Origin of the sequence: Micromonospora sp. NPDC005324 (assembly GCF_040607155.1) — a bacterium.
GTDB classification, from domain to species: domain Bacteria; phylum Actinomycetota; class Actinomycetes; order Mycobacteriales; family Micromonosporaceae; genus Micromonospora; species Micromonospora trifolii.
Map to the genome: position 1 here is coordinate 169727 of NZ_JBEXGE010000003.1, position 23806 is coordinate 193532.

19 protein-coding genes are annotated in these 23806 nt (G+C 71.3%); 7 read left to right on the top strand and 12 right to left on the bottom strand.

Annotation, left to right across the window (positions count from 1 at the left end; genetic code table 11):
• Window positions 1-51: 51 nt before the first annotated feature.
• Window positions 52-1635 carry a cellulase family glycosylhydrolase gene (locus tag ABZS40_RS04640; protein ID WP_354941880.1) on the top strand — a complete coding sequence of 528 codons (1584 nt, stop codon included), beginning with the start codon at window positions 52-54 and terminating at the stop codon, window positions 1633-1635.
• Window positions 1636-1716: 81 nt separating this feature from the next.
• Here the strand turns inward: ABZS40_RS04640 and miaB are convergent, their stop codons facing one another.
• On the bottom strand, window positions 1717-3210 hold the full coding sequence (gene miaB / locus ABZS40_RS04645) for a tRNA (N6-isopentenyl adenosine(37)-C2)-methylthiotransferase MiaB (RefSeq protein ID WP_354941882.1): 1494 nt from the start codon (window positions 3208-3210) through the stop codon (window positions 1717-1719).
• A gap of 220 nt (window positions 3211-3430) precedes the next feature.
• Here miaB and ABZS40_RS04650 point away from each other — a divergent pair, with 220 nt between their 5' ends.
• A complete protein-coding gene (locus ABZS40_RS04650; RefSeq protein ID WP_354941884.1) occupies window positions 3431-4339 on the top strand; it encodes an alpha/beta hydrolase in 909 nt (302 codons plus the stop codon).
• A gap of 69 nt (window positions 4340-4408) precedes the next feature.
• Here the strand turns inward: ABZS40_RS04650 and fxsT are convergent, their stop codons facing one another.
• From fxsT to ABZS40_RS04680, 6 genes are read right to left on the bottom strand one after another with little or no spacing between them, the layout of a single operon-like run.
• Complete coding sequence (fxsT, locus tag ABZS40_RS04655; RefSeq protein WP_354941886.1) at window positions 4409-8278, bottom strand: FxSxx-COOH system tetratricopeptide repeat protein; 3870 nt, start codon at window positions 8276-8278, stop codon at window positions 4409-4411.
• Complete coding sequence (locus ABZS40_RS04660) at window positions 8275-9546, bottom strand: TIR-like protein FxsC (RefSeq protein WP_354941888.1); 1272 nt, start codon at window positions 9544-9546, stop codon at window positions 8275-8277. Before ABZS40_RS04660 ends, fxsT begins: the two co-directional genes overlap by 4 nt.
• Entirely contained in the window at window positions 9543-10202 is a 660-nt protein-coding gene (locus ABZS40_RS04665; RefSeq protein WP_354941890.1) for a TIR-like protein FxsC, read from the bottom strand. The genes ABZS40_RS04660 and ABZS40_RS04665 overlap by 4 nt, the downstream gene beginning before the upstream one ends.
• Before the next feature lie 52 nt (window positions 10203-10254).
• Entirely contained in the window at window positions 10255-11079 is an 825-nt protein-coding gene (locus ABZS40_RS04670; RefSeq protein WP_354941892.1) for an AAC(3) family N-acetyltransferase, read from the bottom strand.
• Complete coding sequence (locus ABZS40_RS04675; RefSeq protein ID WP_354941894.1) at window positions 11063-13372, bottom strand: FxsB family cyclophane-forming radical SAM/SPASM peptide maturase; 2310 nt, start codon at window positions 13370-13372, stop codon at window positions 11063-11065. Before ABZS40_RS04675 ends, ABZS40_RS04670 begins: the two co-directional genes overlap by 17 nt.
• 30 nt (window positions 13373-13402) lie before the next feature.
• A complete protein-coding gene (locus ABZS40_RS04680; protein ID WP_354941896.1) occupies window positions 13403-13591 on the bottom strand; it encodes a hypothetical protein in 189 nt (62 codons plus the stop codon).
• A gap of 163 nt (window positions 13592-13754) precedes the next feature.
• Between ABZS40_RS04680 and ABZS40_RS04685 the strand changes: the two genes are divergently transcribed.
• Window positions 13755-14003 carry a DUF2277 family protein gene (locus ABZS40_RS04685; RefSeq protein WP_354941898.1) on the top strand — a complete coding sequence of 83 codons (249 nt, stop codon included), beginning with the start codon at window positions 13755-13757 and terminating at the stop codon, window positions 14001-14003.
• A 49-nt stretch (window positions 14004-14052) separates the two neighbouring features.
• Here ABZS40_RS04685 and ABZS40_RS04690 read toward each other — a convergent pair whose 3' ends face one another.
• Complete coding sequence (locus ABZS40_RS04690; protein WP_238681830.1) at window positions 14053-14532, bottom strand: hypothetical protein; 480 nt, start codon at window positions 14530-14532, stop codon at window positions 14053-14055.
• Window positions 14533-14762: 230 nt separating this feature from the next.
• Complete coding sequence (gene selD, locus ABZS40_RS04695; RefSeq protein ID WP_354941900.1) at window positions 14763-15752, bottom strand: selenide, water dikinase SelD; 990 nt, start codon at window positions 15750-15752, stop codon at window positions 14763-14765.
• A 195-nt stretch (window positions 15753-15947) separates the two neighbouring features.
• On the opposite strand from selD, the gene ABZS40_RS04700 reads away from it, so the two are divergent.
• The 4 genes from ABZS40_RS04700 to ABZS40_RS04715 are packed head-to-tail and all read left to right on the top strand — an operon-like array spanning window position 15948 to window position 19355.
• Complete coding sequence (locus tag ABZS40_RS04700) at window positions 15948-16703, top strand: amino acid ABC transporter ATP-binding protein (RefSeq protein WP_238660654.1); 756 nt, start codon at window positions 15948-15950, stop codon at window positions 16701-16703.
• A gap of 56 nt (window positions 16704-16759) precedes the next feature.
• Window positions 16760-17638, top strand: coding sequence for a glutamate ABC transporter substrate-binding protein (locus ABZS40_RS04705; RefSeq protein ID WP_354941903.1), 879 nt, complete (start codon window positions 16760-16762; stop codon window positions 17636-17638).
• 41 nt (window positions 17639-17679) lie between these two features.
• Window positions 17680-18387 carry an amino acid ABC transporter permease gene (locus tag ABZS40_RS04710; RefSeq protein ID WP_354941905.1) on the top strand — a complete coding sequence of 236 codons (708 nt, stop codon included), beginning with the start codon at window positions 17680-17682 and terminating at the stop codon, window positions 18385-18387.
• Window positions 18384-19355, top strand: coding sequence for an amino acid ABC transporter permease (locus ABZS40_RS04715; RefSeq protein ID WP_354941907.1), 972 nt, complete (start codon window positions 18384-18386; stop codon window positions 19353-19355). Before ABZS40_RS04710 ends, ABZS40_RS04715 begins: the two co-directional genes overlap by 4 nt.
• A 61-nt stretch (window positions 19356-19416) precedes the next feature.
• Here the strand turns inward: ABZS40_RS04715 and rny are convergent, their stop codons facing one another.
• The 3 genes from rny to recA form a co-directional block, all read right to left on the bottom strand.
• Entirely contained in the window at window positions 19417-21183 is a 1767-nt protein-coding gene (gene rny, locus ABZS40_RS04720; RefSeq protein WP_354941909.1) for a ribonuclease Y, read from the bottom strand.
• A 694-nt stretch (window positions 21184-21877) separates the two neighbouring features.
• Window positions 21878-22576: a regulatory protein RecX gene (locus ABZS40_RS04725; RefSeq protein WP_354941911.1), complete on the bottom strand. Its 699-nt coding sequence runs from the start codon at window positions 22574-22576 to the stop codon at window positions 21878-21880.
• Between the two features lie 14 nt (window positions 22577-22590).
• Window positions 22591-23637, bottom strand: a complete 1047-nt coding sequence (recA, locus tag ABZS40_RS04730) for a recombinase RecA (RefSeq protein ID WP_354941913.1) — start codon at window positions 23635-23637, stop codon at window positions 22591-22593.
• Window positions 23638-23806 lie beyond the last annotated feature (169 nt).

A 23806-nucleotide genomic window follows, 5' to 3' on the forward strand; every position in this document is an offset into this window, starting at 1 on the left:
CCTGCCGGCGTCGTCTCTGGACGGCGCCGGACCTCCGAAGTGGAGCTCGAATTGTTCCGTCCTCAAGCTCTCGGCGGCGCGCTCACTGCGCTCGTCACCGTCGCGGCCGGCGTGTTCCTCGCCGCCGCCGTCAGCACCAGCCCGGCCGTCGCCGCTGGCACCGGCACGGGTTATCTGCACACCAGTGGCAACCAGATCGTGGACAGCACCGGTGCGACGGTCCGGTTGACCGGCATCAACTGGTTCGGCATGGAGACCGACAACAAGACCTTCCACGGGCTGTGGTCGAACAACCCGTGGCGGGGACAGCTCGACACGATGGCCCGGCTGGGTTACAACACGTTGCGGGTGCCGTACTCGAACGACGCGCTGAAGCCGGGCGCGACCGCCAGTGGAATCAACGACTTCGTCAACCCGGACCTGATCGGGCTGTCGCCGTTGCAGATCCTGGACAAGGTGATCGACTACGCCGGCGGCAAGGGCATGCGGATCATCCTGGACCGGCACCGGCCGACGGCGGCCGGGCAGTCGCCGCTCTGGTACACGTCGACGGTTTCCGAGGCGACCTGGATCAACGACTGGAAGATGCTCGCCCAACGGTACGCGGGCAACCCCACGGTGATCGGCGCGGACCTGCACAACGAGCCGCACGCGGAGGGCACCAACCCGGCGGCCACCGGCGCGTGCTGGGGCTGTGGCGACACCACCCGGGACTGGCGGCTCGCCGCCGAGCGGGCCGGCAACGCCATCCTCGGCGTCCAGCCCAACTGGTTGATCTTCGTGGAGGGGGTGAGCTGCCCGAGCGGCGGCCTCTCCAACGTCTGGGACGGCGACACCAGCAACGACGAGGACTGCGGTTGGTGGGGCGGCAACCTGTCGAAGGCGGGCCAGTTCCCGGTCCGTCTGAGCGTGGCGAACCGGTTGGTCTACTCGCCGCACGAGTACGCCACCTCGGTGTACCGGCAGACCTGGTTCGACGCCCCGGACTACCCGGCGAACATGCCGGCCATCTGGGACAAGTACTTCGGTTACCTCTACAAGCAGAACATCGCGCCGATCATGATGGGCGAGTTCGGCAGCACCCTCGTCGACCCGAAGGACAAGGTGTGGCTGGAGAAGCTGATGGCGTACACCGGGACCGGGGTGACCGGGATGTCCTTCACCTACTGGTCGTGGAACCCCAACTCGGGTGACACCGGCGGTATCGCGCTTGACGACTGGACGAACGTCAACACCGCCAAGCAGGCGATCCTCCAGCCGTACCTGATCGCGCCGTCCGGTGGCGGCACCAGCGGTCCGCCGACCGGCGGGCCGACGGACCCGCCGACCGGCGCCTGTACGGCCACCTACCGGCAGGTCAACGCCTGGCAGGGCGGCTTCCAGGGCGAGTTGACAGTGAAGAACACCGGCTCGGGCGCGGTGAACCCGTGGTCGGTCACCTGGAGCTGGCCGTCCGGGGTGACGTTGGGCAGTGGCTGGAACGCCACCGTCACGCAGTCCGGTACGACGGTCACCGCGGCGGCGCCGAGCCACGCTCCGTCCCTGCCGGCGGGCGGTTCGGTCACAGTGGGCTTCACCGCCAACGGCACCGCGAGCGCGCCGGGCACTGTGAAACTCAGCGGCACGAGCTGCTGATGCACCGGGACGGCCGGATCACCGTCTGACTCGGCCTTCCACGGAAGGGCCCCTCGTCCAGGGGCCCTTCCGTGCGTGCCGTCAGTGGGTGGCGCAGCCAGCGGCGGGGGCGGCCGCGACCGGCGGTGCGCCGATCGTCGGCAGACCGAGCAACACCCCAGGGGTACGCGGGGAGCGACCCGCCTCGGCCGCGTCGCCGGCCCGGGTGCGTCGGTGCGCCACCGGCGCACCGTCGGCGTTCAGGTGGTGCGGAGCGGCGTAGGTGACAGTGCTGTGCACGATGTCGCCCGGCCGGATCTGACCAGCGAGGGACTCCCCGTCGGCGGTCTCGGTCGCGAAGTGCACCAGTCGACCGTCGCGGGCCCGACCGGACATCCGGCCGGTCCGCTCGTCCTTGCGGCCCTCGCCGACCGCGACCAGCACCTCAACGGTCTCCCCGACGAGGCGCTTGTTCTCCGCCCAGGTGATCTCCTCGACGCAGGCGATCAACCGCTCGTAGCGCTCCTGCACGACCCGCTTGGGCAGCTGGTCCTCCATGGTCGCGGCGGGGGTGCCGGGCCGCTTCGAGTACTGGAAGGTGAAGGCCGAGGAGAACCGGGCCTCCCGGACCACGTCCAGGGTGCGCTGGAAGTCGGCCTCGGTCTCACCGGGGAAGCCGACGATGATGTCGGTGGTGATCGCCGCGTCCGGCATCGCCGCGCGGACCTTCTCGATGATCCCCAGGTAGCGCTCGGAACGGTAGGACCGGCGCATCGCCCGGAGCACGTCGTCGGAGCCGGACTGCAACGGCATGTGCAGCGAGTGGCAGACGTTCGGCGTCTCGGCCATCGCGGCGATCACGTCGTCGGTGAAGTCCTTCGGGTGCGGGCTGGTGAAGCGCACGCGCTCCAACCCGTCGATGTCGCCGCACGCGCGCAGCAGCTTGCCGAAGGCGTACCGGTCACCGAACTCCACACCGTAGGAGTTGACGTTCTGCCCGAGCAGGGTCACCTCCAGCACGCCCTCGTCGACCAGGGCGCGCACCTCGGAGAGGATGTCGCCGGGGCGCCGGTCCTTCTCCTTGCCGCGCAGCGCCGGCACGATGCAGAACGTGCAGGTGTTGTTGCACCCCACCGAGATCGACACCCAGCCGGCGTAGGTGGACTCGCGGCGGGTGGGCAGCGTGGACGGGAAGACGTCGAGGGACTCCAGGATCTCCACCTCGGCGGCGGCGTTGTGCCGGGCCCGCTCCAGCAGCACCGGCAGCGCGCCGATGTTGTGGGTGCCGAAGACCACGTCCACCCAGGGGGCCTTGCGGACGATGTCGCCGCGGTCCTTCTGGGCCAGGCAGCCGCCGACCGCGATCTGCATCCCGGGGTGCTTGTCCTTGACCGGGCGCAGGCGACCGAGGTTGCCGTAGAGCCGGTTGTCCGCGTTCTCGCGCACCGCGCAGGTGTTGAAGACGACGATGTCCGGGGTGTCGTCGGTCGGCACCGCGCGCACGTAGCCTGCCTGTTCGAGCAGGCCGGAGATCCGCTCGGAATCGTGCACGTTCATCTGGCAGCCGTACGTCACGACGTTGTAGGTCCTAGCCACCCTCTTGGTGCCCCTTCCCCTCGGGCTACCAGGGTAGCGGCCCGTTCGGGGGCCCCGACCCACCGGCATTGACCCGCTGGCCCATGGCGGGCATCCACGACGGGCAGTACGCTGCACAACAAGGATGTGTTCTGGGCGATTTCGGGGGCTTTGCACTCGGCGCCGACGATGCGCGGCTCCGTTCACGGGGGAGCACATGACGACCCGCGGGAGGCCAACCGTGACGCGACAAGAAGCGACCCAGCGCACCGTCACAACCTCGGACGGGCGGCGCCTCGCGGTGGAGACCTCGGGAGCGCCGGACGGGCCGGCGGTCTTCCTGCTGCACGGCACCCCGGGCAGCCGCAGCGGCCCCCGCCCCCGGGGCATCGTCGTCTACCGCCTCGGCGTGCACCTCGTCTGCTACGACCGACCCGGGTACGGCGACTCCGACCGGCACGAGGGTCGACGGGTGGCCGACGCCGCCGCCGACGTGGCGGCGATCGCCGACGACCTCGGTATCGACAGGTTCTCGGTGGTGGGCCGATCCGGTGGCGGGCCACACGCCCTGGCCTGCGCCGCGCTGCTGCCGGACCGGGTCACCCGGGCCGCCGTGCTGGTGGGGCTCGCCCCGGCCGGCGCGCCCGACCTTGACTGGTACGCGGGCATGGCGGAATCGAACGTGGAGGACTACGGGCAGGCCGACGAGGACCTGGCCGAGCTCACGCTCAACCTGAAGGTTCGCGCGGACGAGGCCCGCCGGGACCCGATGACGCTGCTGGACTTCCTCCGCCCCCAACTGCCCGACGAGGACATCCGGGTCGTCGACGACGTCGCGATCCGCCGACTGCTGACTGACATGTACTCCGAGGCGCTGCGGACCGGCCCCGAGGGTTGGATCGACGATGTGCTGGCGATCCGGCGCGGCTGGGGGTTCGACCTGGGCGCCATCCGTGCGGAGGTCCGGCTCTGGCACGGCGAGCAGGACCGCTTCTCCCCGGTGGAGCACTCGCACTGGCTCGCCTCGCGGATTCCGCGCGCCGAGGTGCAGGTGCAGCCCGGCGCCGCGCACTTCGGGGCGGTGGAGATCCTGCCGCAGACCCTGACCTGGCTGGCCACGCCGGACCTCGCGACCAGCCCGCAGCTCTGAGCGCCCGGTCCGGCACGGCCGGACCGGCGGGCCGGCCCGGACCGCCGGACCGCCCGCCGGACGACAGGCTCAGATGGTGTGTGGGTCGATGACCCGGACCACGAACCGCCGTTCGCGCAGGGTCTGCACTGTGGGATGTTCCAGACCGATCACCTCGGCCAGCCGGTCCGCCACGGCTCCGACGTCCTCGGTGGCCGGGCCGTCGCCGGCCCGCCTCGCCACCAGGGCGAGATCGCCGAGGCAGCGCAGCGTGTCGGGGTGGTCCGCGCCGATCACCGCGGCCAGTCGGCCCGCGCTCTCCCGCAGCCGGTCCCGCGCCGACTCCCAGTCACCCTCCTCGGCGAGACACACCGCCTGATTGACCTCCGCCGCGAGGGTGTGCGGGTGGTCCGGCCCGAGCACCTTACGCAACTCACCGACCGCCCGGGCCGCCGACGCGAGGGCGTCCGACCGGCGTCCGAGTGCGCGCTCCGCCGCCGAGATGTTGCTCACCGTCGCCAGGGCGTGCGGGTGCTCCGGGCCGAGCCGGAGCTGCTCCTCGAACGCCACCCGCACGGCGTTCATCTCGGTCAGCGCCCGAGCCGCGTCGCCGACTGCCAACAGGTTCGCGGCGCGACTCGACCGGCACGCCACAGTGTCCGGGTTGTCCGCACCGAAGCGTTCGTCGAGTTCGCGGTAGGCGGTCTCGAACATCGGCGCGGCCTCGCTGCCCCGACCGGAGCTGCGCAGGGACACCGCCAGGTTGACCTGAGCGGCGAGACTCTGGCCGTCATCCGGCCCGAGCACCTCGCAGTACGTGTCGTACACGGTGCGCAGCAGGGTGGCCGACCTCTCGTACTCGCCAGCTTCCCGCAGGTCGCTGCCGAGCCGCACGGCGGAGACGAGGGTGTAGGGATGCGTGGGGCCGAGCACCAGTCGCCGCCGCTGGTGCACCTCGTCGTCCCAGCGACGGGCCGACCGGTAGTCGCCGACCAGCCGGTACGAGACGGCGAGGTTGTTGGCCGCGCTCAACGTCCGGGGGTGGTCCTCGCCGAACACCTGGAGCCAGGAGGCGTAGGTGGACCGGTCCCGTTCCAGGGCCTCGGCGTAGCGGCCGAGCGCCCGCAGGTCACCGCCGAGGCTGCCAGCGGTCATCAGACTGTGCGGATGCAGCGGGCCCAGCAGCCGGCGTTGCTCGGCCAGCACCGCCTCGTCCAGGTCCCGCGCCTCGTTGAACCGACCCAGGCTGCGCAGGATGTTCGCCCGGTTGAACCGCAGGTGCAGCAGCTGGCGGCCCAGCGCCGACGCCTCGACCTCTTCGTGCGTGTCGCCGAGCCGGGCGCTCCAGGTGTCGTCCACCTCCTGGCTGAACGCGTCGGCCTGGTCCAGACCGCCGCGCTGCCACAGATAACGGACCCGGTCGATCAGCAGCTGACACACCGGCTCATCCGGGCAGGTCAGCGCCTCGGAGACCTCCAGGTGCGGCCAGAGCATGCGCAGCCGGGCCCAGGTGGTCGGGTCGTCCACGTCGCCACGGGGCCGGGACGCGGCCAGAACCATGTGCACCTGGTGTCGGGCGGCGGTGATCTCGTCGTCGGTCATCCGGTCGCGGACCACCGCCTGCAACAGCCGGTGCACCTGGACCCGGCCGCCCTGGACGTCGAGTTTGAGCAGTGCCAGGCGGTTGATCTGCTGGACCAGTGCGCCGCGCACGAGCCGCTCCGACACCGACGGGTCGAACGGCACGAGGGCCGCCGCCATCTCGTCGCTGTAGATGAGTTCGAGGGCGATCTCCGGGGCCAGCACCGAGCAGAGCTGCAACAGCCGGTACGCGGCGGGCGCCTGCTCCAGCAGCCGGTTCAGCGACAGGTCCCAGGTCGCCTCCACGGAGAGGGCGCTGGGGCCGTGTCGCTCGATCTGCCGCAGGTAGTCGGCGACCGATGTGCCGGTGTCGGCGAGCCAGGCGCCCGCCGCGGCCACAGCGATCGGCAGGTCGCCGAGAGCCTCGGCCACCCGGTCGGCCTCCTCGGCGCTGATTGTGGGCACGCGCTGGGCGAGGTGCGCCACGCTCTCGGTGCGGTCGAAGACGTCCACCTGGATCGGGTTCGCCCGATCACCCCAGGCGCGGTTGCGGGAGGTCAGCAGGACGTGCCCGGGGCCCTGCGGCAGGAACGGCTCGATCTGGTCGAGCTCTTCGGCGTTGTCCAGTACGACGAGCCACCGCTCGTACGGCTCACCACGGCCGAGCACCTGGAGCACCGACCGGACCGTGTCGGGCAGGGTCGGCCCGACGAGGATGCCGAGGCGACCGGCGAGGTCGGCGAGGGCGGTGTCGACGAACTGCGGCGGGTCCGCCACGATCCACCAGACCACGTCGTACGCGGCCTTGAACCGGTGCACGTACTCCAGAGCCACCTGCGTCTTACCGACGCCGCCCATGCCCTGGAGGGCGACCGGCAGCACCACCGCGCTGCCCCCGCTCTGCAACTGCGCGCGCAGCCGCGCCAGGTCGTCCTCCCGGCCGGTGAACCGGGCGTTCCGGTTGGGGGCGTTGAAGATCAATGGTTCGGTGCCGGGATAACGGGTGGCCCCGCCCGCCGGCCCGTCCGCCGACGACGGCACCGGCCGGCCGACCAGCCGCAACACCCGCTCCACGGCGGTCGCGGCGCTCACGTTCACCAGGTTGGTGGAGCTCTGCGACGGAAACTCGGCCAGCGGGCGCAGGTCGGCGACGTACACGGCCAGGGCCGTGGAACCGGTGCTCGTGTCCCGGTCGGGCAGACCACCGGACGGCGTCGCCACGTAGGCCGGCGAGACCACTGTCAGCGTGCGCGGGGCCGGCGTACCGGCGGACCCGACGGCGGACGTGGGCTCCACCACCCGCAGCCCGGCCGAGCTGAGCACCCGCTCCAGCCACTCGGCCCAGATGGCGTCCTCCGGCGCGTGCCGGAGCACGATCTGGTCGTCGATCGCCTCGGTGCGTCGGCGGAACCGGGCCTTGCCCCGCTCCCGTACCGACTCGTCCATCACCGGCAGCGCGGTCACCGCTCCGTCGGTGAGGATCCCGGTCAACGTCTCGAACGCGGCAAGCAGCGACGTCGGTGAGCCCGGCGGGTCGCCGAACGTCGCGAGGGTCTCCTCGTACGCGTAGAACGGCCGGTACGGGACCTCCACCGCGGCCCAGTAACGCCGCCGTTCCGCCTCGGTCATGCCGGCCGGCAACCCGGCGAACCGGCGCATGGCCAGCAGGCGACCCGCCTCGGCCCGCTCCTTCTCTGCCTGGTCGACCCGCATCGGCACCGGCAGGACCCGGATGTCGCGCCGCCGGTACCGGTCCCGTACCGAGTGCGCCACCCGGGCCGCGCCGTCGATGCCCTGGTCGCTGAGCGTGAAGCAGTCGACAAGGGTGTCCGGTAGGTGCAGGGTGCAGATGTCAGCGACGTCGCTCAACCCCGTCCGGCTGTCGATCAGGGTGAAGTCGTACTGGCGCTTCATGTCCGCGCGCAGCGCCTCGAAGAACTGCGCCCCGCCCAGCCGGTTGTAGAAGTTGTCCCAGTCCAGCCCGCTCACCGAGACGGCGTAGTCGCTGTTCTGCCGGCCGGCGGAGAGGAAGTCGAGGCCACCGCCGTCGGGGAAGTTCCAGCGCAGCGAGAACGCGTGCCGCCCGACCCGGGCGTACTGCTCCATCCAACGGTCCGGTCGGTCGTCGACCCTGGTGGTCTCCCACTCGTAGTCGCGGATCATGTCGATCACGCCGCTGGTGCCCTGGATCGCCTCGGCGTCGAGGAACGGGTGGAAGAAGCGGTGCAGACCCGGTGACTCCAGGTCCCAGTCGGCGACGAGCACCCGCCGGCCGCTGGCCGCCAGGATCCAGGCCACGTTGGCCAGCGCCATCGTCCGGCCCGTCCCACCCTTGAACGAGTAGAAGGTGACGACCTGGCCTTCGCGATCGTTGTTCATCGGTCTTCTCCGTGGGGACGCGGTGGGGCCGGATCATCAGGCGGGGACGCGGGATCGGTGGAAGCGGTCGAGCCGGCGGCGGGCAGGCCGTCACGCAGGCTCGGCACCGGCTCCGGCGGTGGTTCGAAGGGAACGACCGGGCCGTACTTGAGGAACTGCCGGCGCGCCTCGGTGACCAGCGCCGGCATCAGGTCGACGAACTCCGGCATGTTGCACGCCCGCTTCACCTGGGGCAGACCGGCGTCGTGCAGCAACTGCGTCACCTCGGTGGCCCAGCGGGTGGCGTCCTGACTGTCGTCGTCGTCGGTGACCACCAGCGGAACGACCCACTCCCGCAGGCCGTGCAGCAGGCGGGCGAGGACCGCTGCCGCGTCCGGCGCCGCCGCGATCCACGGGTCGACCAACAGCACGGCCGGCCGCCGATCGAGCATCGCGGAGGCTTGCGCGAAGTCCTCGGTACGGGCCGACAACCCGAGCCGCTCGGCGGTGCTGACCGCGTACTCGGCGGCGGGCAGTTGCTGGCTGCGCCCGTACGGCCGCCAGAGCCGGCCGCTGGTGGCGTAGCCGGCGGGGTCGCGATCGGTCGGCAGCCGGTCCCGGGTCGGGGCCAGGACGGCGACGACGAAGTCCGGGTCGGTCGGCGCCGGGCGGACCACTTCGTCCAGGCCGGGCGCCCGCGACGGGCCCATCGGTCGCCGCTCGGCGGTGTGCACGATCCGGCTCGCCAGGCGGCTCAGCATCAGCTCGTACTGGGCCCGGTAGGAGGCCAGCATGCAGAACGCGCGCAGGCCGTCGGCCGCGTACTCCGGGACGTCCCGGCCCAGGTCCAGGGCGCCGTCCAGCTCCGGGTGGGCCTCCCACGGCGGGAACGGGATCCACAGCACCGGGGTGAGGTGGCCGGCGGTGACCCGGGCCGACCCGGCGGCGGCCAGCCGGGCCCGGAAGGACTCCTGCTCCCCCAGCGCCCAGGGGCGGCTGAAGTAGCCGGGTGAGTAGAGCGGAACGAAGACCTCGGCGTCGCCGAGCGCCTCGGCGAGGGCGGCCTTCCAGTCGGCGCCCAACGGGATGTGCTGGTCGAAGAAGCCGATCCGCATTCCGGCGACCGGTCGCGCCTGGCGCCGCACCTCGTCGGTCAGGTCGGCGAAGAACTGGCCGACCCAGACGTCAGCGTCGGCCCGGCCGCCCGGCGGCGGCGCCGAGTGGGCGTAACTCAGGAAGAAGTACGTCCCGCGCGCTCCCGGCCGGCGCCGGGCCGTCGGGGGGCTCACTCCGGCTCCTCGGCGAAGCGGTTGCACAGCTCGTCCACGCTCGCCGGCACCCAGGGTTCGACCAGGTACGACCGGTGGATGGCCACGATCCGTTGCGCGAGGCGCCAGACCACCGCCCGGTACGCGTTCTCCCACTGCATGGTCAGCAAGCCGTAGACCCCGTCCCGCTGGTAGTGCACAGCGATGTCGGGATCCGGCATCGCGGTCGGGGTGAAGCGCTGGATGTCGCGGAGCACCCGAGGCAGTGCGGTGCCGTTCGTCGGCGACCAGGTGACCGGCACGATCGCCGTCTCGTGGACCGAGGCGGAGCTGTGTCGCGGGGTGATCCGTCGGCGGGAGAACGCGTCCCACTCCCGGCCACACCAGTCGCTGCCGAGCAGCGCGCTGGAGACCAGCGGAACGAAGACCTGGCAGGTGCCGGCGGCCTGGAGAAGCTCCGGGCTCCAGCGTTCGCCGCCGGCGATGGAGCTGTCCAGGAAGCCGGCGTCCACTCCGGTCACCGGGCCCACCAGCTCGCTGACGTGGACGGAGAGGTCCTCGAAGAAGCGGGAGACGTACTCGGCGGGTTTGCCGGTGGCCCGACCGACCGGCGCTCGCGAATAGCTGATGAAGAAGAGTGGGGCGCGCGCTTGGGAGGGTGCGTCCGCTGTGCTCACCGCAGCCCCTCCGCCCTCCCCACGCGGCCGGAACATCAGCGTAGTCCCCGCGTCAACGTCGTGCCGCCAACCGGTTCGTGGCGAACCAACCAGTCGCGAAGTCGACAGCGGCCCGCGCCGGCAGCAGGCGGGCGTTGGCCCGCCCCACCCGACCGTGGCGCACCAACGGCGTCTCGTCGAGCGCGGCACCCACCGTCGGGAAGTCCCGGTCGTCCAGGTCGAGAGCCCGGAAGTCGAGGCTGACCCGCCGCCCGTCGACGAGCCGGAAGCAGTGGTAGTCACGCTCGGGCGGCGGCCCCGGCAGCCGGTACTCGGCCAGGTGCAGGGCGCTGCACGCCTCGTAGCCGAGGCCGAGCAGCAGGATCTGCCCGTCCGCCGCGTAGAGGCCACCGACCGGTGAGCGTTCCCCCAGGTGGCAGGTGAGGTCATGGCCGTCGGTGAGCTGCCGGGCCCGGGGGCCGAGCGCGACGAACGAGGTCTGCGGATGGTCACTGCGCACCGCGCCGGGAGTGCACCTGACGTACTCGGCGAGCACACCCATCCGCTGCGAGGGGGTGGTCCGGCGGTCCCAGCCCGGCAGCGCCGCCTCGTACCGTTCCCGCTGCGCCCAATCCATGCCGGCCGTGGTCGCCAGGTGGGCCCGGGAGGTGGTCGAGTTGCCGTCGGTGTGGGTGGGCACCAGCAGCGTGCCGGCCGGACCGAGGACGTCGCGCAGCGCGCCGGCGAGGGTCGCCGGGCCGTGTTCCAGCGGGCCCACCCGACGCAGGCCGCAGTGCACCAGCAGGCACACCCCCGGGCGTACGCCCAACGCCTGCAGGTCGTCGGCGAGGCGGGGACGGCCCAGTCTGGGCGGTGGGTGCTCATCCGGACCCGACACGGGTCTCCTCCAGGGCGTGGCGCAGCTGGCCGACGAACCGCTCCCCCGCCGCGGTGAGCGACCGGCTGGCCAGCAGCGCGTCGACGCCGTCCCGGGTCCACCCCAGGAAGTGGGCCGCGTGCTCCGACGCGTCCGGATCGTCGGTGGCCGCTCGGGACTGCCAGACCTGGGTGACGGCGAGGTGGGCGTACACCCCCTGGAGGACGCCCTCCGGTGGCCGTGGATCGGGGCGCCAGGGCACCCGGATCCGTTGGCCCTGACCGGGTTCGACCAGGTCGTACAGGTCGAGCACCGCACCCAGCTTCGCGTGCTGCCACTCGTGCACGAGCAGCACCGCCATCGTCTCCGGGTCGGGATGGGGCGTGACGGCGACCGCGCCGAACGCGTGCCGGGCGGTCGCGCTTCGCAGGGGTCGCGCCGGGTCGGGCGCCAACGGAACGATGGCACGCAGGCCGCCGTCGAGCGCCGCCGCGTGCGCCGGCACGTCCCGGTGCACGATTCGCCAGGCCGCCGCCAGCGTACGGCCCAACGCCCGCGCCGCCGGAACGTCCAGACGGGACTCGACCGGCTGGCCGTAGCAGTCGCGGTACGGGTCGCCGTCCTCAAGGAGCAACCGGCCACCGGGCACCGACACGTCGCGCGTCGGAGACCAGCCGGTCGACGGCGGCGCCGTCGAATCGAGGAGCACCGTCTGCGCGACCGACCCGCCCCGGACCTGGAACTCGCCGGGCCGGACGGTCACCTCGGCGCTCGCCCCCAGGCCGGGCAGCACCAGGCTGCCGAGCGTGGGCAACGTGATCGTGTCGGCCCGCACCGGGACGTGCAACGCGGCCGGGACGCCGGCCCGCAGCGCCGCGGCGATGGCGAGGGCCGGCAGTGGGTCGACTGCCGCGCCGAGGCCGGGCGGGGCCGACGAGTCGAGGCGATGCACCAGCCCGGGCCGGACGAAGGGGTGCCCCAGGATCGCCCGGACCGCCTCCGGCGCCGCCTGGTCGAGGTGGACGAGCAACTCCCAGGCGGCGGTGGTGCCGGACCCGTCCCGGCAGGCCGCCAGCAGCGCGCGGGTGATGGAGAGCTGGGTGTCGGCGAGCAGCGCGAGCGTCGACGCCGACCCGTGCCCGGTCGCCAGGTCGTCCAGCAACCCGTCGATGGGCGAGGTGGTCGACCCGTCCCCCGACGCGGGTGGGGTGGGCGGCGGGTAGGCGTCCACTGTGTCGATCAGGCGGAGCAGGTCGGCGCAGTACACCGAGGGGTTGTCGAAGCCGGAGCCGGCGCGCCAGCGGTGGGCGTACAGGCCGCCGCCGCACCGGTCGACCACCGGGCAGGCCCGGCAGGTCGCGCAGAGCCCGTCCACGCCGTCCTGCCGGACGGCGACCCCGGGGTGCCGCGCGACCTCGTCCACCGAGTGGTCGAACACGTCGAAGCCGGTGCCGGCCGCGCCGTGGTACGCGGTCTTCAGCGAGTCGACCTGTTCCCAACTGCCGTCCGCCTCGATGACCAGCACATCGGCCGGCGCGAGGCCGAACGCCTCGGTGCCGCCGCCACCCGGGCGCAGCGCCTCGAACATCCGGATCGACATCGGGCGCCCGTCGTCCACCCACCGCCGGTGCAGCCGCCCCAGCCAGTCCGCGTACGGGGTCGGCCCGGGGCCCTGTCGCTCGGGGGGGTTGTCCCAGGTGGCATGGGGCAGCAACAGGTCGACCCGGGGTGGGCTCTCGGCCAGCAGCGCCTCGTACACCCGGTCGGGATCGTTGCGGACGTCGATCGTGCAGAGGATGCCGGCGTAGCTGGCGCGGTGTTCCGGCCGTCGGAGCAGGGCCAGCGCCCGCCGGACGAGGTCGTGGCTGCTGCCGCCGTGTGCGAAGACCCGGTGGCGGTCGTTGGCGGCACGGTCGCCGTCGAAGGAGACCCCGACCCGCACGTCGTACTCGACGAACAGCCGGCACAACTCCTCGTCGAGCAGCACGCCGTTGGTCTGCATGCGCAGGTCGAGCCGCGCCCATCCGGTGATGGCCGTGCGCAGCTCGGCCAGCACCTCCCGTAACCCGGCGGCCCCCAGCAGCAGCGGCTCACCCCCGTGCAGCACCACGTGCACGACCGGCACCTCGTGCTCGCGGGCGTGCTCGGCGATGCGCCGTGCGGCGGCCCGGACGGCGGCCGGCGGCATCCGCGCCGGACGGCCGCGCCAGGTCTGGTCGGCGTGCTGGTAGACGTAGCAGTGGTCGCAGCTGAGGTCACACCGGCTGTGCACCTTCAGCACGAACTGGCTGATCCGCCGGCAGGATCCGCCCACTCCGGGCGGACCGCACCGGCAGACCATCACTCAGATGGACGAGTTGAAGGCGGCGACGGCCACGATGCCGGACGGCACGGAGTCGTTCGTGACGACGCGGCTGCGCACCGCCTCGATCAGATCGGCGTGCTCGACGGCGATCCGTTCCAGAGGAATGTGCAGGCTACGGGTGAGATCGTCTAGGTCGGGACGGGATGGGCGGGTGGGGGCGTGGTCCACAATGAGTCTCCGGGGGCCCTGGGCGCTGGGAGCGCGAGCGGCGGCTGTGGCTCGAACGGCTCTGGTCCGTGACCAGGATAGACAAATATCGACCCAGTGTCACCGTCGGTACCACCGCCGGCACGGCGAGTGGCACACCGTGGTGGACGGAGGAGGAGCTGACATGTGCAGGAGCATCAAGACGCTGCGGGAACCGTTCACCCCGCAGGTGACCGACGCGGACGTCGAGGCGGCGGCGTTGCAGTACGTCCGGAAGATCTCTGGCTTCCGGACGCCCGCCGCGCACAACGCCGCCGCTTTCGACGCCGCGGTGGCCGCCGTGGCCGAGGCGACACGCACCCTGCTCGACCAACTGGTGGTGCGGGGTGCCGGATCAGGCACCACGGACCGGTCGACCACCGCCGCCACCTGACCGCCGCTCACCGGCACGGCACCCCGGCCGGGCCTGACCCCGGGGAGGGTCAGGCCGCGGCGAGCGCCGGGGCGACAGTGTCGGGCGCCCAGCGCGAGCGGTGACACTGCGACCAGCCCCGGCAACCCGGGTCGCCCAGCGAGCAGAGCCGCAGCCTGCTGAGCACCTCGCCGTCCTCGGTGTCCCGCACGTCGAAGTGCACCGGACGGACCGTGCCGTCCGGGGCGACGAGCAGGTGCCGGCCCGCGTCGAGCGTGTCGTCGCGCAACAGGCAGTTGCGGCCCAGCAATCGGGCCAGTGCTGCGATGCTCGCGTGCTCGGAGAGCTGCTCCGGCACCCCGTAGCAGTCCACCACCGTCGAGAACTCGCCCGGCGCCTGCCAGACGTCACACACCACCGCGTACGCCGGCAGCCGCGCCGGGTCGGCCACCGCCAGCGGCATCACCACCCGACCAAGCGCCTCGGCCAGCGCCGGGTAGACCTCCACGGGTTGAGCCCCGTCGATTCTCCAGTTCCACAGCTCGGTCATTCCGCCTCCTCGCTGCGTTCGTCCCCACCGGCCTCCGGATCGGGCCTTACACACGATGGTGGGGGGCATTTGACCCCAGCCGGGGGCAAGTTACCGGTCTGTGACCATTCCGGGCAAAATTTCCCTGAGCGGCATTGCTCGGAGTAGCGGGAAGGTGACAGTTTATCGGGTATGGTGCGCCATTCGCACCACCGCCACCGCGTGTCCTGCCGCGGGTCGAGCGCCCCGGGTCAGCGCAGGACCACCCGGTGCTCTCCCCGAGGCAGCAGCTCGCCCACCACGGGGGCGCCGGGCACCTCGCCGGCGACCAGCAGCCCGCCGGAGGTCTGCGCGTCGGCCAGCAGCAGCCGCTCGGCCTCGTCCGCATCACCGAAGTCGGTCCACGGGGTCACCCACTCCAGGTTGCGCCGACTGCCGCCGCTGACGAACCCGTCGCGCAGCGCCTCGCGGGCACCGGCCAGGTAGGGCACCCGGGCGGTGTCGATGGCCACCGTGAGCTGGCTGGCCCGGGCCAGCTTCGAGGCGTGCCCGAGCAGCCCGAACCCGGTCACGTCGGTGCCGCACCGGATGCCGGCGGCCACCGCCGCGCGGGCGGCGTCCCGATTGAGCGCGCTCATCGTCGCCACCGCCTCCGGGAAGCTCTCCCCGGTCGCCTTGTGCCGGGTGTTCAGCACACCCACCCCGAGCGGCTTCGTCAGCGACAACGGCACCCCGGCCCGCCCGGCGTCGAGGGTGATCAGCTCCTCCGGTCGGACCGTGCCGGTGACCGCGAGACCGTACTTCGGGCCGTCGTCGTCCACGCTGTGCCCGCCGGCCAGGTGACAGCCGGCCTCCCGCGCCACGTCCTGGCCACCGCGCAGCACCTCGCGGGCCAACTCCAGCGGCAGCACCTCGCGCGGCCAGCAGAGCAGGTTGAGGGCCACCAGCGGGGTGCCGCCCATCGCGTACACGTCGGAGAGCGCGTTGGCCGCGGCGATCCGACCCCAGTCGTACGCGTCGTCGACAACGGGGGTGAAGAAGTCGGCGGTGCTGACCAGGCCGGTCCGCTCATCCAGGCGCACCACGGCCGCGTCGTCGCCGTGGTCCAGCCCGACCAGCAACTCGGCGGTGCCGGTCGCCGGGCCGAGACCGGCCACCATGATCTCCAGCTCGCCCGGCGGGATCTTGCAGGCGCAGCCACCGCCGCGGGCGTACCTGGTCAACCGTACGGGTTCGGTCATCCCCCCATGATCTCGACAAGGCGCCACGATCGCCACCGTGACCACCCAGTCGGTGACCGAAATCGGACGCCCGAGAACGATCGTGACCGGTGTTACCGCTCCGTGACCCGCTGGGTTGCGTTCTGCCACATCAGGCCGCCTACAGTGGCCGCACCGGGGGTCAACCGACCCCGATCCGGGAGACGACAGGGGACGGTGGACGACGTGACGACGGGCGAACCGCTCATCGTGCTGGACGCGGTCAACAAGTGGTTCGGGCCGCTGCACGTGCTGGACGACGTCTCACTGTCGGTGGGTCGGGGCGAGGTGGTCGTGGTGATCGGCCCGTCCGGCTCCGGCAAGTCGACGCTGTGCCGCACGATCAACCGACTGGAACCGATCAACTCGGGCACCATCACCTTCGACGGTCAGCCGCTGCCGGCCGAGGGCAAGCCGCTCGCGAAGCTGCGCAGCGAGGTGGGCATGGTCTTCCAGTCCTTCAACCTCTTCGCGCACAAGACCATCCTGGAGAACGTCACCCTCGGCCCGATCAAGGTCCGCAAGGAGAAGCCGGCCGCCGCCCGCGAGCGCGGCCTGGCCCTGCTGGACCGGGTCGGCATCGCCAACCAGGCGGACAAGTTCCCGGCCCAACTCTCCGGCGGCCAGCAGCAGCGGGCGGCCATCGCCCGGGCGCTGGCCATGCAGCCCAAGGCGATGCTCTTCGACGAGCCCACCAGCGCCCTGGACCCGGAGATGGTCGGCGAGGTGCTCGACGTGATGACCTCGCTGGCCAGCGACGGCATGACGATGGTCGTGGTGACCCACGAGATGGGGTTCGCCCGGCACGCGGCGAACCGGGTCATCTTCATGGCCGACGGGCAACTGGTCGAGGACGCCCCACCGGCGGAGTTCTTCGCGAACCCGCGCAGCGAGCGGGCCCGAGACTTCCTCTCCAAGATCCTCACGCACTAGGCGTCCGTAGTGGAGCGCGCCGTACTCGGTGGGCTCCGTTGAAGAAGGAGAAGAGTATGCGTATCAAGCGCGTTGCGGCAGTCGCCGCGGTCGCCGCTCTGGCGCTCGGCCTCACCGCCTGTGGTGGCGACGACGGCGGGAAGGGCACCGGCGCTGGCAGCAAGTCCTTCACCGCCGGCACCACCATGGAGAAGCTGAACAAGGCCCAGAAGATCAAGGTCGGCACCAAGTTCGACCAGCCCGGCTTCGGCCTGAAGGGCCTCTCCGGCAAGCCGGAGGGCTTCGACGTCGAGATCGCCAAGATCATCGTCAAGGAGCTCGGCATCCCCGAGGACAAGATCGAGTGGGTCGAGGCCCCCTCGAAGGTCCGCGAGGACGTGATCGTCAACGGCACTGTCGACCTGGTCGCCGCGACCTACACGATCAACGACAAGCGCAAGGAGCGGATCGCCTTCGCGGGCCCGTACTACGAGGCCGGCCAGAACATCCTGGTCAAGAAGGACGACACGACCATCACCGGTCCGGACTCGTTCAAGGACGGCACCAAGAAGGTCTGCTCCGTCACCGGCTCCACCCCGGCCGAGACGATCAAGCAGTACGTCAAGGACGTCGGCTCCCAGTTGGTGCTCTTCGACACCTACGACAAGTGCCGGGACGCCCTCAAGGGCGGCCAGGTCAACGCCGTCACCACTGACAACGTGATCCTGCTCGGCTACATCGCCAAGGACGAGGCGTCGTTCAAGCTGGCCGGCAGCAACTTCACCAAGGAGCCGTACGGCATCGGCGTGAAGAAGGAGGACGCGGACTTCCGCAGCTTCGTCAACGACACGCTGGACAAGGCCGTCTCGGACGGCAGCTGGAAGAAGGCCTGGGACGGCACCGCCGGCAAGTTCGGCGCGGAACTGGGCTCGGCGCCCACCATCAACCGCTACTGATCTGATCCTTCGATCTGGAGGGTGGGGAGGAACACCGACCCGTGAACGTGCTCATCGACAAGTTCGACGTCTTTGCGGGTGGTTTCTGGCTCACCCTCCAGATCTGCATCCTCGCCGCGATCGGTGCCCTCGTCCTGGGCGCCATCGTGGCGGTGCTGCGCATCTCACCGGTGCCGCCGCTCCGCGCGCTCGGCACCAGCTACGTCAACGTCTTCCGCAACATGCCGCTGACAGTGGTGATGTTCTTCGCCGCGTTCGGCCTGCCGGCGCTCGGCTCCAACGCCGACTTCCTCCGCGTCCCGGTGATCGACTCGCTGTTCAAGCGGCTCGGCACCGACCTTCCGTACTTCCGGTTCGCACTGATCGCCCTGGTGCTCTACACCGCGGCGTTCGTCTGCGAGGCGCTGCGGTCCGGGGTGAACGCGGTGCCCGCCGGCCAGGCGGAGGCGGCCCGGTCACTGGGCCTGACCTTCGGGCAGAACCTGCGCCACGTGGTGTTGCCGCAGTCGTGGAAGGCTTCCGTCGTGCCGCTCGGCTCGGTGATCATCGCGATGATCAAGAACTCGGCGCTGGTCGGCTTCTTCGGGGTGGTCGGTGACCTGTCGGCCACGGCCGACCAGCTCACCTCGGCCGAGGGCTACGCCTTCGTCCCGGTCGCCATCGGCATCTCGCTCGGCTATCTGATCATGACCGTGCCGCTCGGCGCCCTGTTGGACCGGATCGAGAAGCGACAGGCGGTGGCCCGATGAGTCAGCAGACCAGCGTCCTCTACGACGTCCCCGGACCACGGCAACGGCGGATCACGCTGATCAGCAGCTTCGTCGCCGGGCTGGTGCTGCTCGTCGGGGCGTACTTCCTGATCTACCGACCGCTGGACGAAAAGGGCCAGTTGTCGATGGAGCTGTGGGGGCCGCTCATGGACCCCTCCAACGAGAACTTCTCCCTGGTCTGGGAGCGGATCGGCCTCGGCTTCAAGAACACCCTGATCGCGGCGGCGATGGCCATCGTGGCCTCGCTGGTAATCGGCACGCTGCTCGCCGTGCTGCGGATCCAGCTCAAGAGCCTTACCCGGCGTCGGTTCGTCGGCGCGGCGACGCCGCTGGCGTACCTGCTGCGTGGGCTGAGCGCGCTGCTGTCGGCGATCACCCGCGTCTGCGTCGAGGTGTTCCGCGGCCTGCCCGTAGTGATCACCATCTTCTTCGTGGCCAGAGGCTTTCCCGAGTTCGGTCTCTACTTCGACAACCTCTGGTACCTGGTCATCGGCCTCACCATCTACAACTCGGTGGTGATCGGCGAGATCCTCCGCTCCGGCATGGAGGGGCTGCCCGGCGGCCAGGCGGAGGCCGCGGAAGCCATCGGGCTCTCCCCGACACAGACCACCCGGATGATCCTGCTGCCGCAGGCCTTCCGGATCATGCTGCCGGCACTGATCAGCCAGCTGGTCGTGGTGCTCAAGGACACCTCGCTGGGGTTCATCATCAGCTACGAGGAGACCCTGAACATCGGCAAGCAGATCATCGGCGCGCTGGGCAACCCGATCCCGGTCTACGTCGTGATCGCCGTGCTCTTCATCGTGGTGAACTACTCGCTGTCGAAGCTCGCCCAGTACGTCCAGCGGCGGCTCGCCCGGGGCCCCAAGACGGCCAACACCCCGGCGCAGAACCCGCCGCCGGCAGCCCTGATATCGCAGGCCGAGAGCAACGGCCAGGGCTTCTGACGCGCAGCTCGCAAGCAGAAGGGCCAGCCCGGCGTCCGGGCTGGCCCTTCCACTGTTCCGACTAGCGGGCGATCTCGGTGACCCGGGACTCGCGGACCACCGTGACGCGGATCTGACCCGGGTAGGTCAGCTCCTCCTCGATCTGCTTGGCCACGTCGCGGGCCAGCACGGCCGCCCCGATGTCGTCCACGTCGTCCGGCTTGACCATCACCCGGATCTCCCGGCCGGCCTGCATGGCGAAGACCTTGTCCACGCCGAGCTTGCCGGCCGCGATCTCCTCGATCCGCTCCAGCCGCTTGACGTACGCCTCCAGGCTCTCCCGGCGCGCGCCCGGCCGACCACCCGAGCAGGCGTCGGAGGCCTGGGTGAGCACGGCCTCGATGGTCTGCGGCGGCACCTCGTTGTGGTGCGCCTCGATGGCGTGCACCACGTCCTCGTGCTCGCCGTACTTGCGGGCCAGGTCCGCGCCGATGATGGCGTGGCTGCCCTCCACCTCGTGGGTGAGCGCCTTGCCGATGTCGTGCAGGAACGCCGACCGTTTGATGATGGGCATGTCCAACCGCAGCTCGGCGGCCATGATGCCGGCGATGTGGGCGGTCTCGACCAGGTGCTTGAGCACGTTCTGCCCGTACGAGGTGCGGTAGCGCAGCCGGCCGAGCAGGGTCACCAGCTCCGGGTGGATCTCGGTGATGCCGACCTCGACCAGGGCGTCCTCGGCGGCGCGCAGACAGAGCTGCTCCACCTCCTGCCGCGCGAGGTCGTAGACCTCCTCGATCCGGTGCGGGTGGATGCGCCCGTCCAGGACCAGCTTCTCCAGGGTCACCCGGCCCACCTCCCGGCGGACCGGGTCGAAGCAGGAGAGCAGCACCGCCTCGGGGGTGTCGTCGATGATCAGGTTGACGCCGGTCACCGACTCGAAGGCGCGGATGTTGCGCCCCTCCCGGCCGATGATGCGCCCCTTCATCTCGTCACCGGGCAGGTGCAGGACGCTGACCACGCTCTCCGCGGTCTGCTCGCTGGCGACCCGCTGGATCGCGTCCACCACGATGTGCCGGGCGCGCTGCTCGGCCGTGTTGCGCGCGTCGGACTCGATGTCCCGCACGAGCAGCGCCGCTTCCCGCTTGGCAGACGTCTCGATGGCGTCGACCAGCTCCAGTCGGGCGGAGTCGGCGGTGAGCCCGGCGACCCGCTCCAGCTCCCGGCGGCGCAGTTCCTCCGACTCGGTCAGCTCGGCCTCCCGCTGGGCGAGCGCTGCCTCCCGGGCGGCGAGAGCGGCCTTCGCGGCGGTGAGCTGCCGCTCCCGCTCGGCGAACCGCTCCACCTCCTCGGTGTGCATCCGCTCCCGCTCGTCCATCCGAGCTGCCCGACGTTCCACCTCGGCGGCCTGCTCCCGGGTGGTGGCGGCGAGCACCGCGACCTCCCGCTCGCCGCTGCGCCGGGCTGCCGAACGCAACTGCTCGGCGTCCGCCTCGGCCTGCTTGTGGGCACGCTCCAGAACGGTGTCCGCCTCGGCCCGGGCGTCGTCGAGGACCCGACCCGCCTCGGCGCGGGCCGCCTTCGCCTCGGCCTTCGCCGCCGCCGCCTCGGTGCGGGCTGCGGCGGCCGCGGACTTTGCCACGTCGATAGTGCTGTTCGCCTCGTCGGCCGCGGTGCGCAGCGCAGCGAGGGACTGCTCCTGGCGGTCCTTCTCGGCGATGAAGGCCGGATCCTCCGGAGCCGGCGCGGCGCCCATCCGGCGCATCGTCCGGATGCCGACCAGCACGGCCCCGATCACCACCACCGCGAGGACGAGGACGGCCGCGAGGAGCACGACGTCGAACGCGTTCATGCCGGGACCGCGTCGGGTCTACCGATGAACCTGTGCCGCCGCCCCGCCATGGCCGCCTCCCCTAACGTCGAGACCGCAGCGACCGTGCCGAGGGCACACTCCTGCGGCTGTGGACGCCCGACCGGAGCGGCTGGCCGTGGGTAGCTTTCTCCGCCGGCGGTGCCCAGGGGGCAGCGTCGGCGACCGGGTGCAGTTGTCGCAGCGTTCCGGACCGGCCTGTCCGGAACTGCCGCCAAAGGCCGTGGAGCCGGCCAAAGTGATGCTGTCTTGTTACGCGATCTATGTTGTGCGCTTAGCCTGCAATGGTCGGGCAATGTGAGCCTGTATGGCGAGGCTAGGTCTCCGGGGGTGCTCCGGTCAAGGACTCATGATCAAACCCCCCGAACGGAGAGAAGTTGAGCCGTCACGGCGCGCTGATATCACGGCGGACAGGAAGGGACAAACTCCGCGAGGTGTGCTGCCCACTGGACGTGTCGGGCCTGCTCAGCGGCCGCCCAGGCGGTTGTCAGGCGGGGGCGACGACGAGCGAGGTGTGACCGATCCGTCTTCTCCCGACGTCGCGCAGCGGGCCGCATCGGCGGCCAACTCCGCCGCCGTGAGCGGCACGGCCGGATGGGCCTCCCGGCCGTGCCCACCGTTCAGACATGCCTTCAACATCGGGCCCGCACCTCCATCGGGAGTCGCAGCGGACCGCTCACTCGACCAGACGGTTGTCGCGCTCCAACTCGCCCTCGGCCTCGGCGAGCGCGTCGGCGTCGATCTGCTCGGCGAAATCGGCCGCCTCGGCGCTCTGCGCGGCGAGCGCGTCCTTCACCGCCCGGATGGCCACGCCAGGCGGGTAGCCCTTGCGGGCCAGCATGCCCACCAGCCGGCGGAAGACCGCGTCCGGCTCACCTCGCGCGGTGCGTAGCTTGCGCTCCACCAGGCCACGGGCGGTGTCCGCCTCGGTCTCCTCGTCCAGCTCACCCAACGCCTCGGTGGCCACCTCGCCGTCCACGCCCTTGCGGCGCAGCTCGTTGGCGAGCGCCCGGCGAGCCAGGCCACGCCCGGCGTGCCGGCTGGACACCCAGGCCCGGGCGAACGCGGCGTCATCGATGATGCCGACCTCGTCGTACCGGTCGAGGACCTCCGCCGAGACCTCCTCGGAGATGCCCCGCTTGGCCAACGCCCCGGCCAACTCGGCCCGGGTGCGGGGCCGGACGGCAAGCTGGCGCAGACAGATCTCCCGGGCCACCTCGGACTCGTCGCGCGGGGGCGCCGCAGACTCGACGGTGTCGGCCTCCTCGGACCGGCCCCGGTGGCCTCGCCGAGGGCGGGGCGGATCGGTGGCGTCGCCCGTACGAGGCGGACTGGCATCCCAGCCCCGCCCCGTACGAGCGCGTCGTCCTGCCATGGGTCAGCGACCGGTCAGAAGTCGACCGGCGGCAGCTCCGGGCCACCGGCGGCGTCACCCGCGCCGACCCCGACGCCGAGCTTCTCCAGGATCTTCTTCTCGATCTCGGCGGCCACGTCCGGGTTCTCCTTGAGGAACTCCCGGGCCTTCTCCTTGCCCTGGCCGAGCTGGTCGCCGTCGTACGTGTACCACGCTCCGGACTTGCGAATGATCGCCTGCTCCACGCCGACGTCGATCAGCGAGCCCTCACGCGAGATGCCCTTGCCGTACATGATGTCGAACTCGGCCTGCTTGAACGGCGCGGCGACCTTGTTCTTCACGACCTTGACCCGGGTGCGGTTACCGACCACGTCGGTGCCGTCCTTGAGGCTCTCGATGCGTCGCACGTCGAGCCGGACCGAGGCGTAGAACTTCAGCGCCCGACCACCGGTGGTGGTCTCCGGGCTGCCGAACATGACGCCGATCTTTTCCCGCAGCTGGTTGATGAAGATCGCCGTGGTGCCGGTGTTGCTGAGCACACCGGTGATCTTCCGGAGCGCCTGGCTCATCAGCCGGGCCTGGAGGCCCACGTGGCTGTCGCCCATCTCGCCCTCGATCTCGGCGCGCGGCACCAGGGCCGCCACCGAGTCGATCACGATGACGTCCAGGGCGCCGGAGCGGATCAGCATGTCCGCGATCTCCAGCGCCTGCTCGCCGGTGTCCGGCTGGGAGACCAGCATCGCGTCGGTGTCGACGCCGAGGGCCTTCGCGTACTCCGGGTCGAGCGCGTGCTCGGCGTCGATGAAGGCGGCGATGCCGCCGTTGCGCTGGGCGTTGGCCACCGCGTGCAGTGCCACGGTGGTCTTACCGCTGGACTCGGGGCCGTAGATCTCGACCACCCGGCCACGGGGCAGGCCGCCGATGCCGAGGGCCACGTCGAGCGCGATGGAGCCGGTCGGAATGATTGCGGTCTGGACGACCGGCCGGTCACCCAGCCGCATCACCGAGCCCTTGCCGAATTGCTTGTCAATCTGAGCGAGAGCAAGGTCGAGTGCCTTCTCCCGGTCAGGCCCTGCTGCCATGGTTGCCACCCCTGCCTTCGCCGGCGTCTTTGCTGAGCTTCGCGTCACGCGGACACGCTAGGCGCTAGGTCCGACAGAAAACCAGCCGACGGGCCGCGAGCTGTGGACGAGCACCCAGCTGTGGACAATAGCCGAACAGGTGTACGACTCGACAAGCGACACGCGGAAC

What these genes read in the sequence shown, in the direction of transcription:
- ABZS40_RS04685 (WP_354941898.1), top strand. Translation starts at nt 13,755, where the DNA reads ATGTGCAGGAGCATCAAGACGCTGCGGGAACCGTTCACCCCGCAGGTG.
- ABZS40_RS04690 (WP_238681830.1), bottom strand. Translation starts at nt 14,532, where the DNA reads ATGACCGAGCTGTGGAACTGGAGAATCGACGGGGCTCAACCCGTGGAG.
- ABZS40_RS04705 (WP_354941903.1), top strand. Translation starts at nt 16,760, where the DNA reads ATGCGTATCAAGCGCGTTGCGGCAGTCGCCGCGGTCGCCGCTCTGGCG.
- ABZS40_RS04725 (WP_354941911.1), bottom strand. Translation starts at nt 22,576, where the DNA reads ATGGCAGGACGACGCGCTCGTACGGGGCGGGGCTGGGATGCCAGTCCG.
- recA (WP_354941913.1), bottom strand. Translation starts at nt 23,637, where the DNA reads ATGGCAGCAGGGCCTGACCGGGAGAAGGCACTCGACCTTGCTCTCGCT.
- fxsT (WP_354941886.1), bottom strand. Translation starts at nt 8,278, where the DNA reads ATGAACAACGATCGCGAAGGCCAGGTCGTCACCTTCTACTCGTTCAAG.
- rny (WP_354941909.1), bottom strand. Translation starts at nt 21,183, where the DNA reads ATGAACGCGTTCGACGTCGTGCTCCTCGCGGCCGTCCTCGTCCTCGCG.
- selD (WP_354941900.1), bottom strand. Translation starts at nt 15,752, where the DNA reads ATGACCGAACCCGTACGGTTGACCAGGTACGCCCGCGGCGGTGGCTGC.
- ABZS40_RS04715 (WP_354941907.1), top strand. Translation starts at nt 18,384, where the DNA reads ATGAGTCAGCAGACCAGCGTCCTCTACGACGTCCCCGGACCACGGCAA.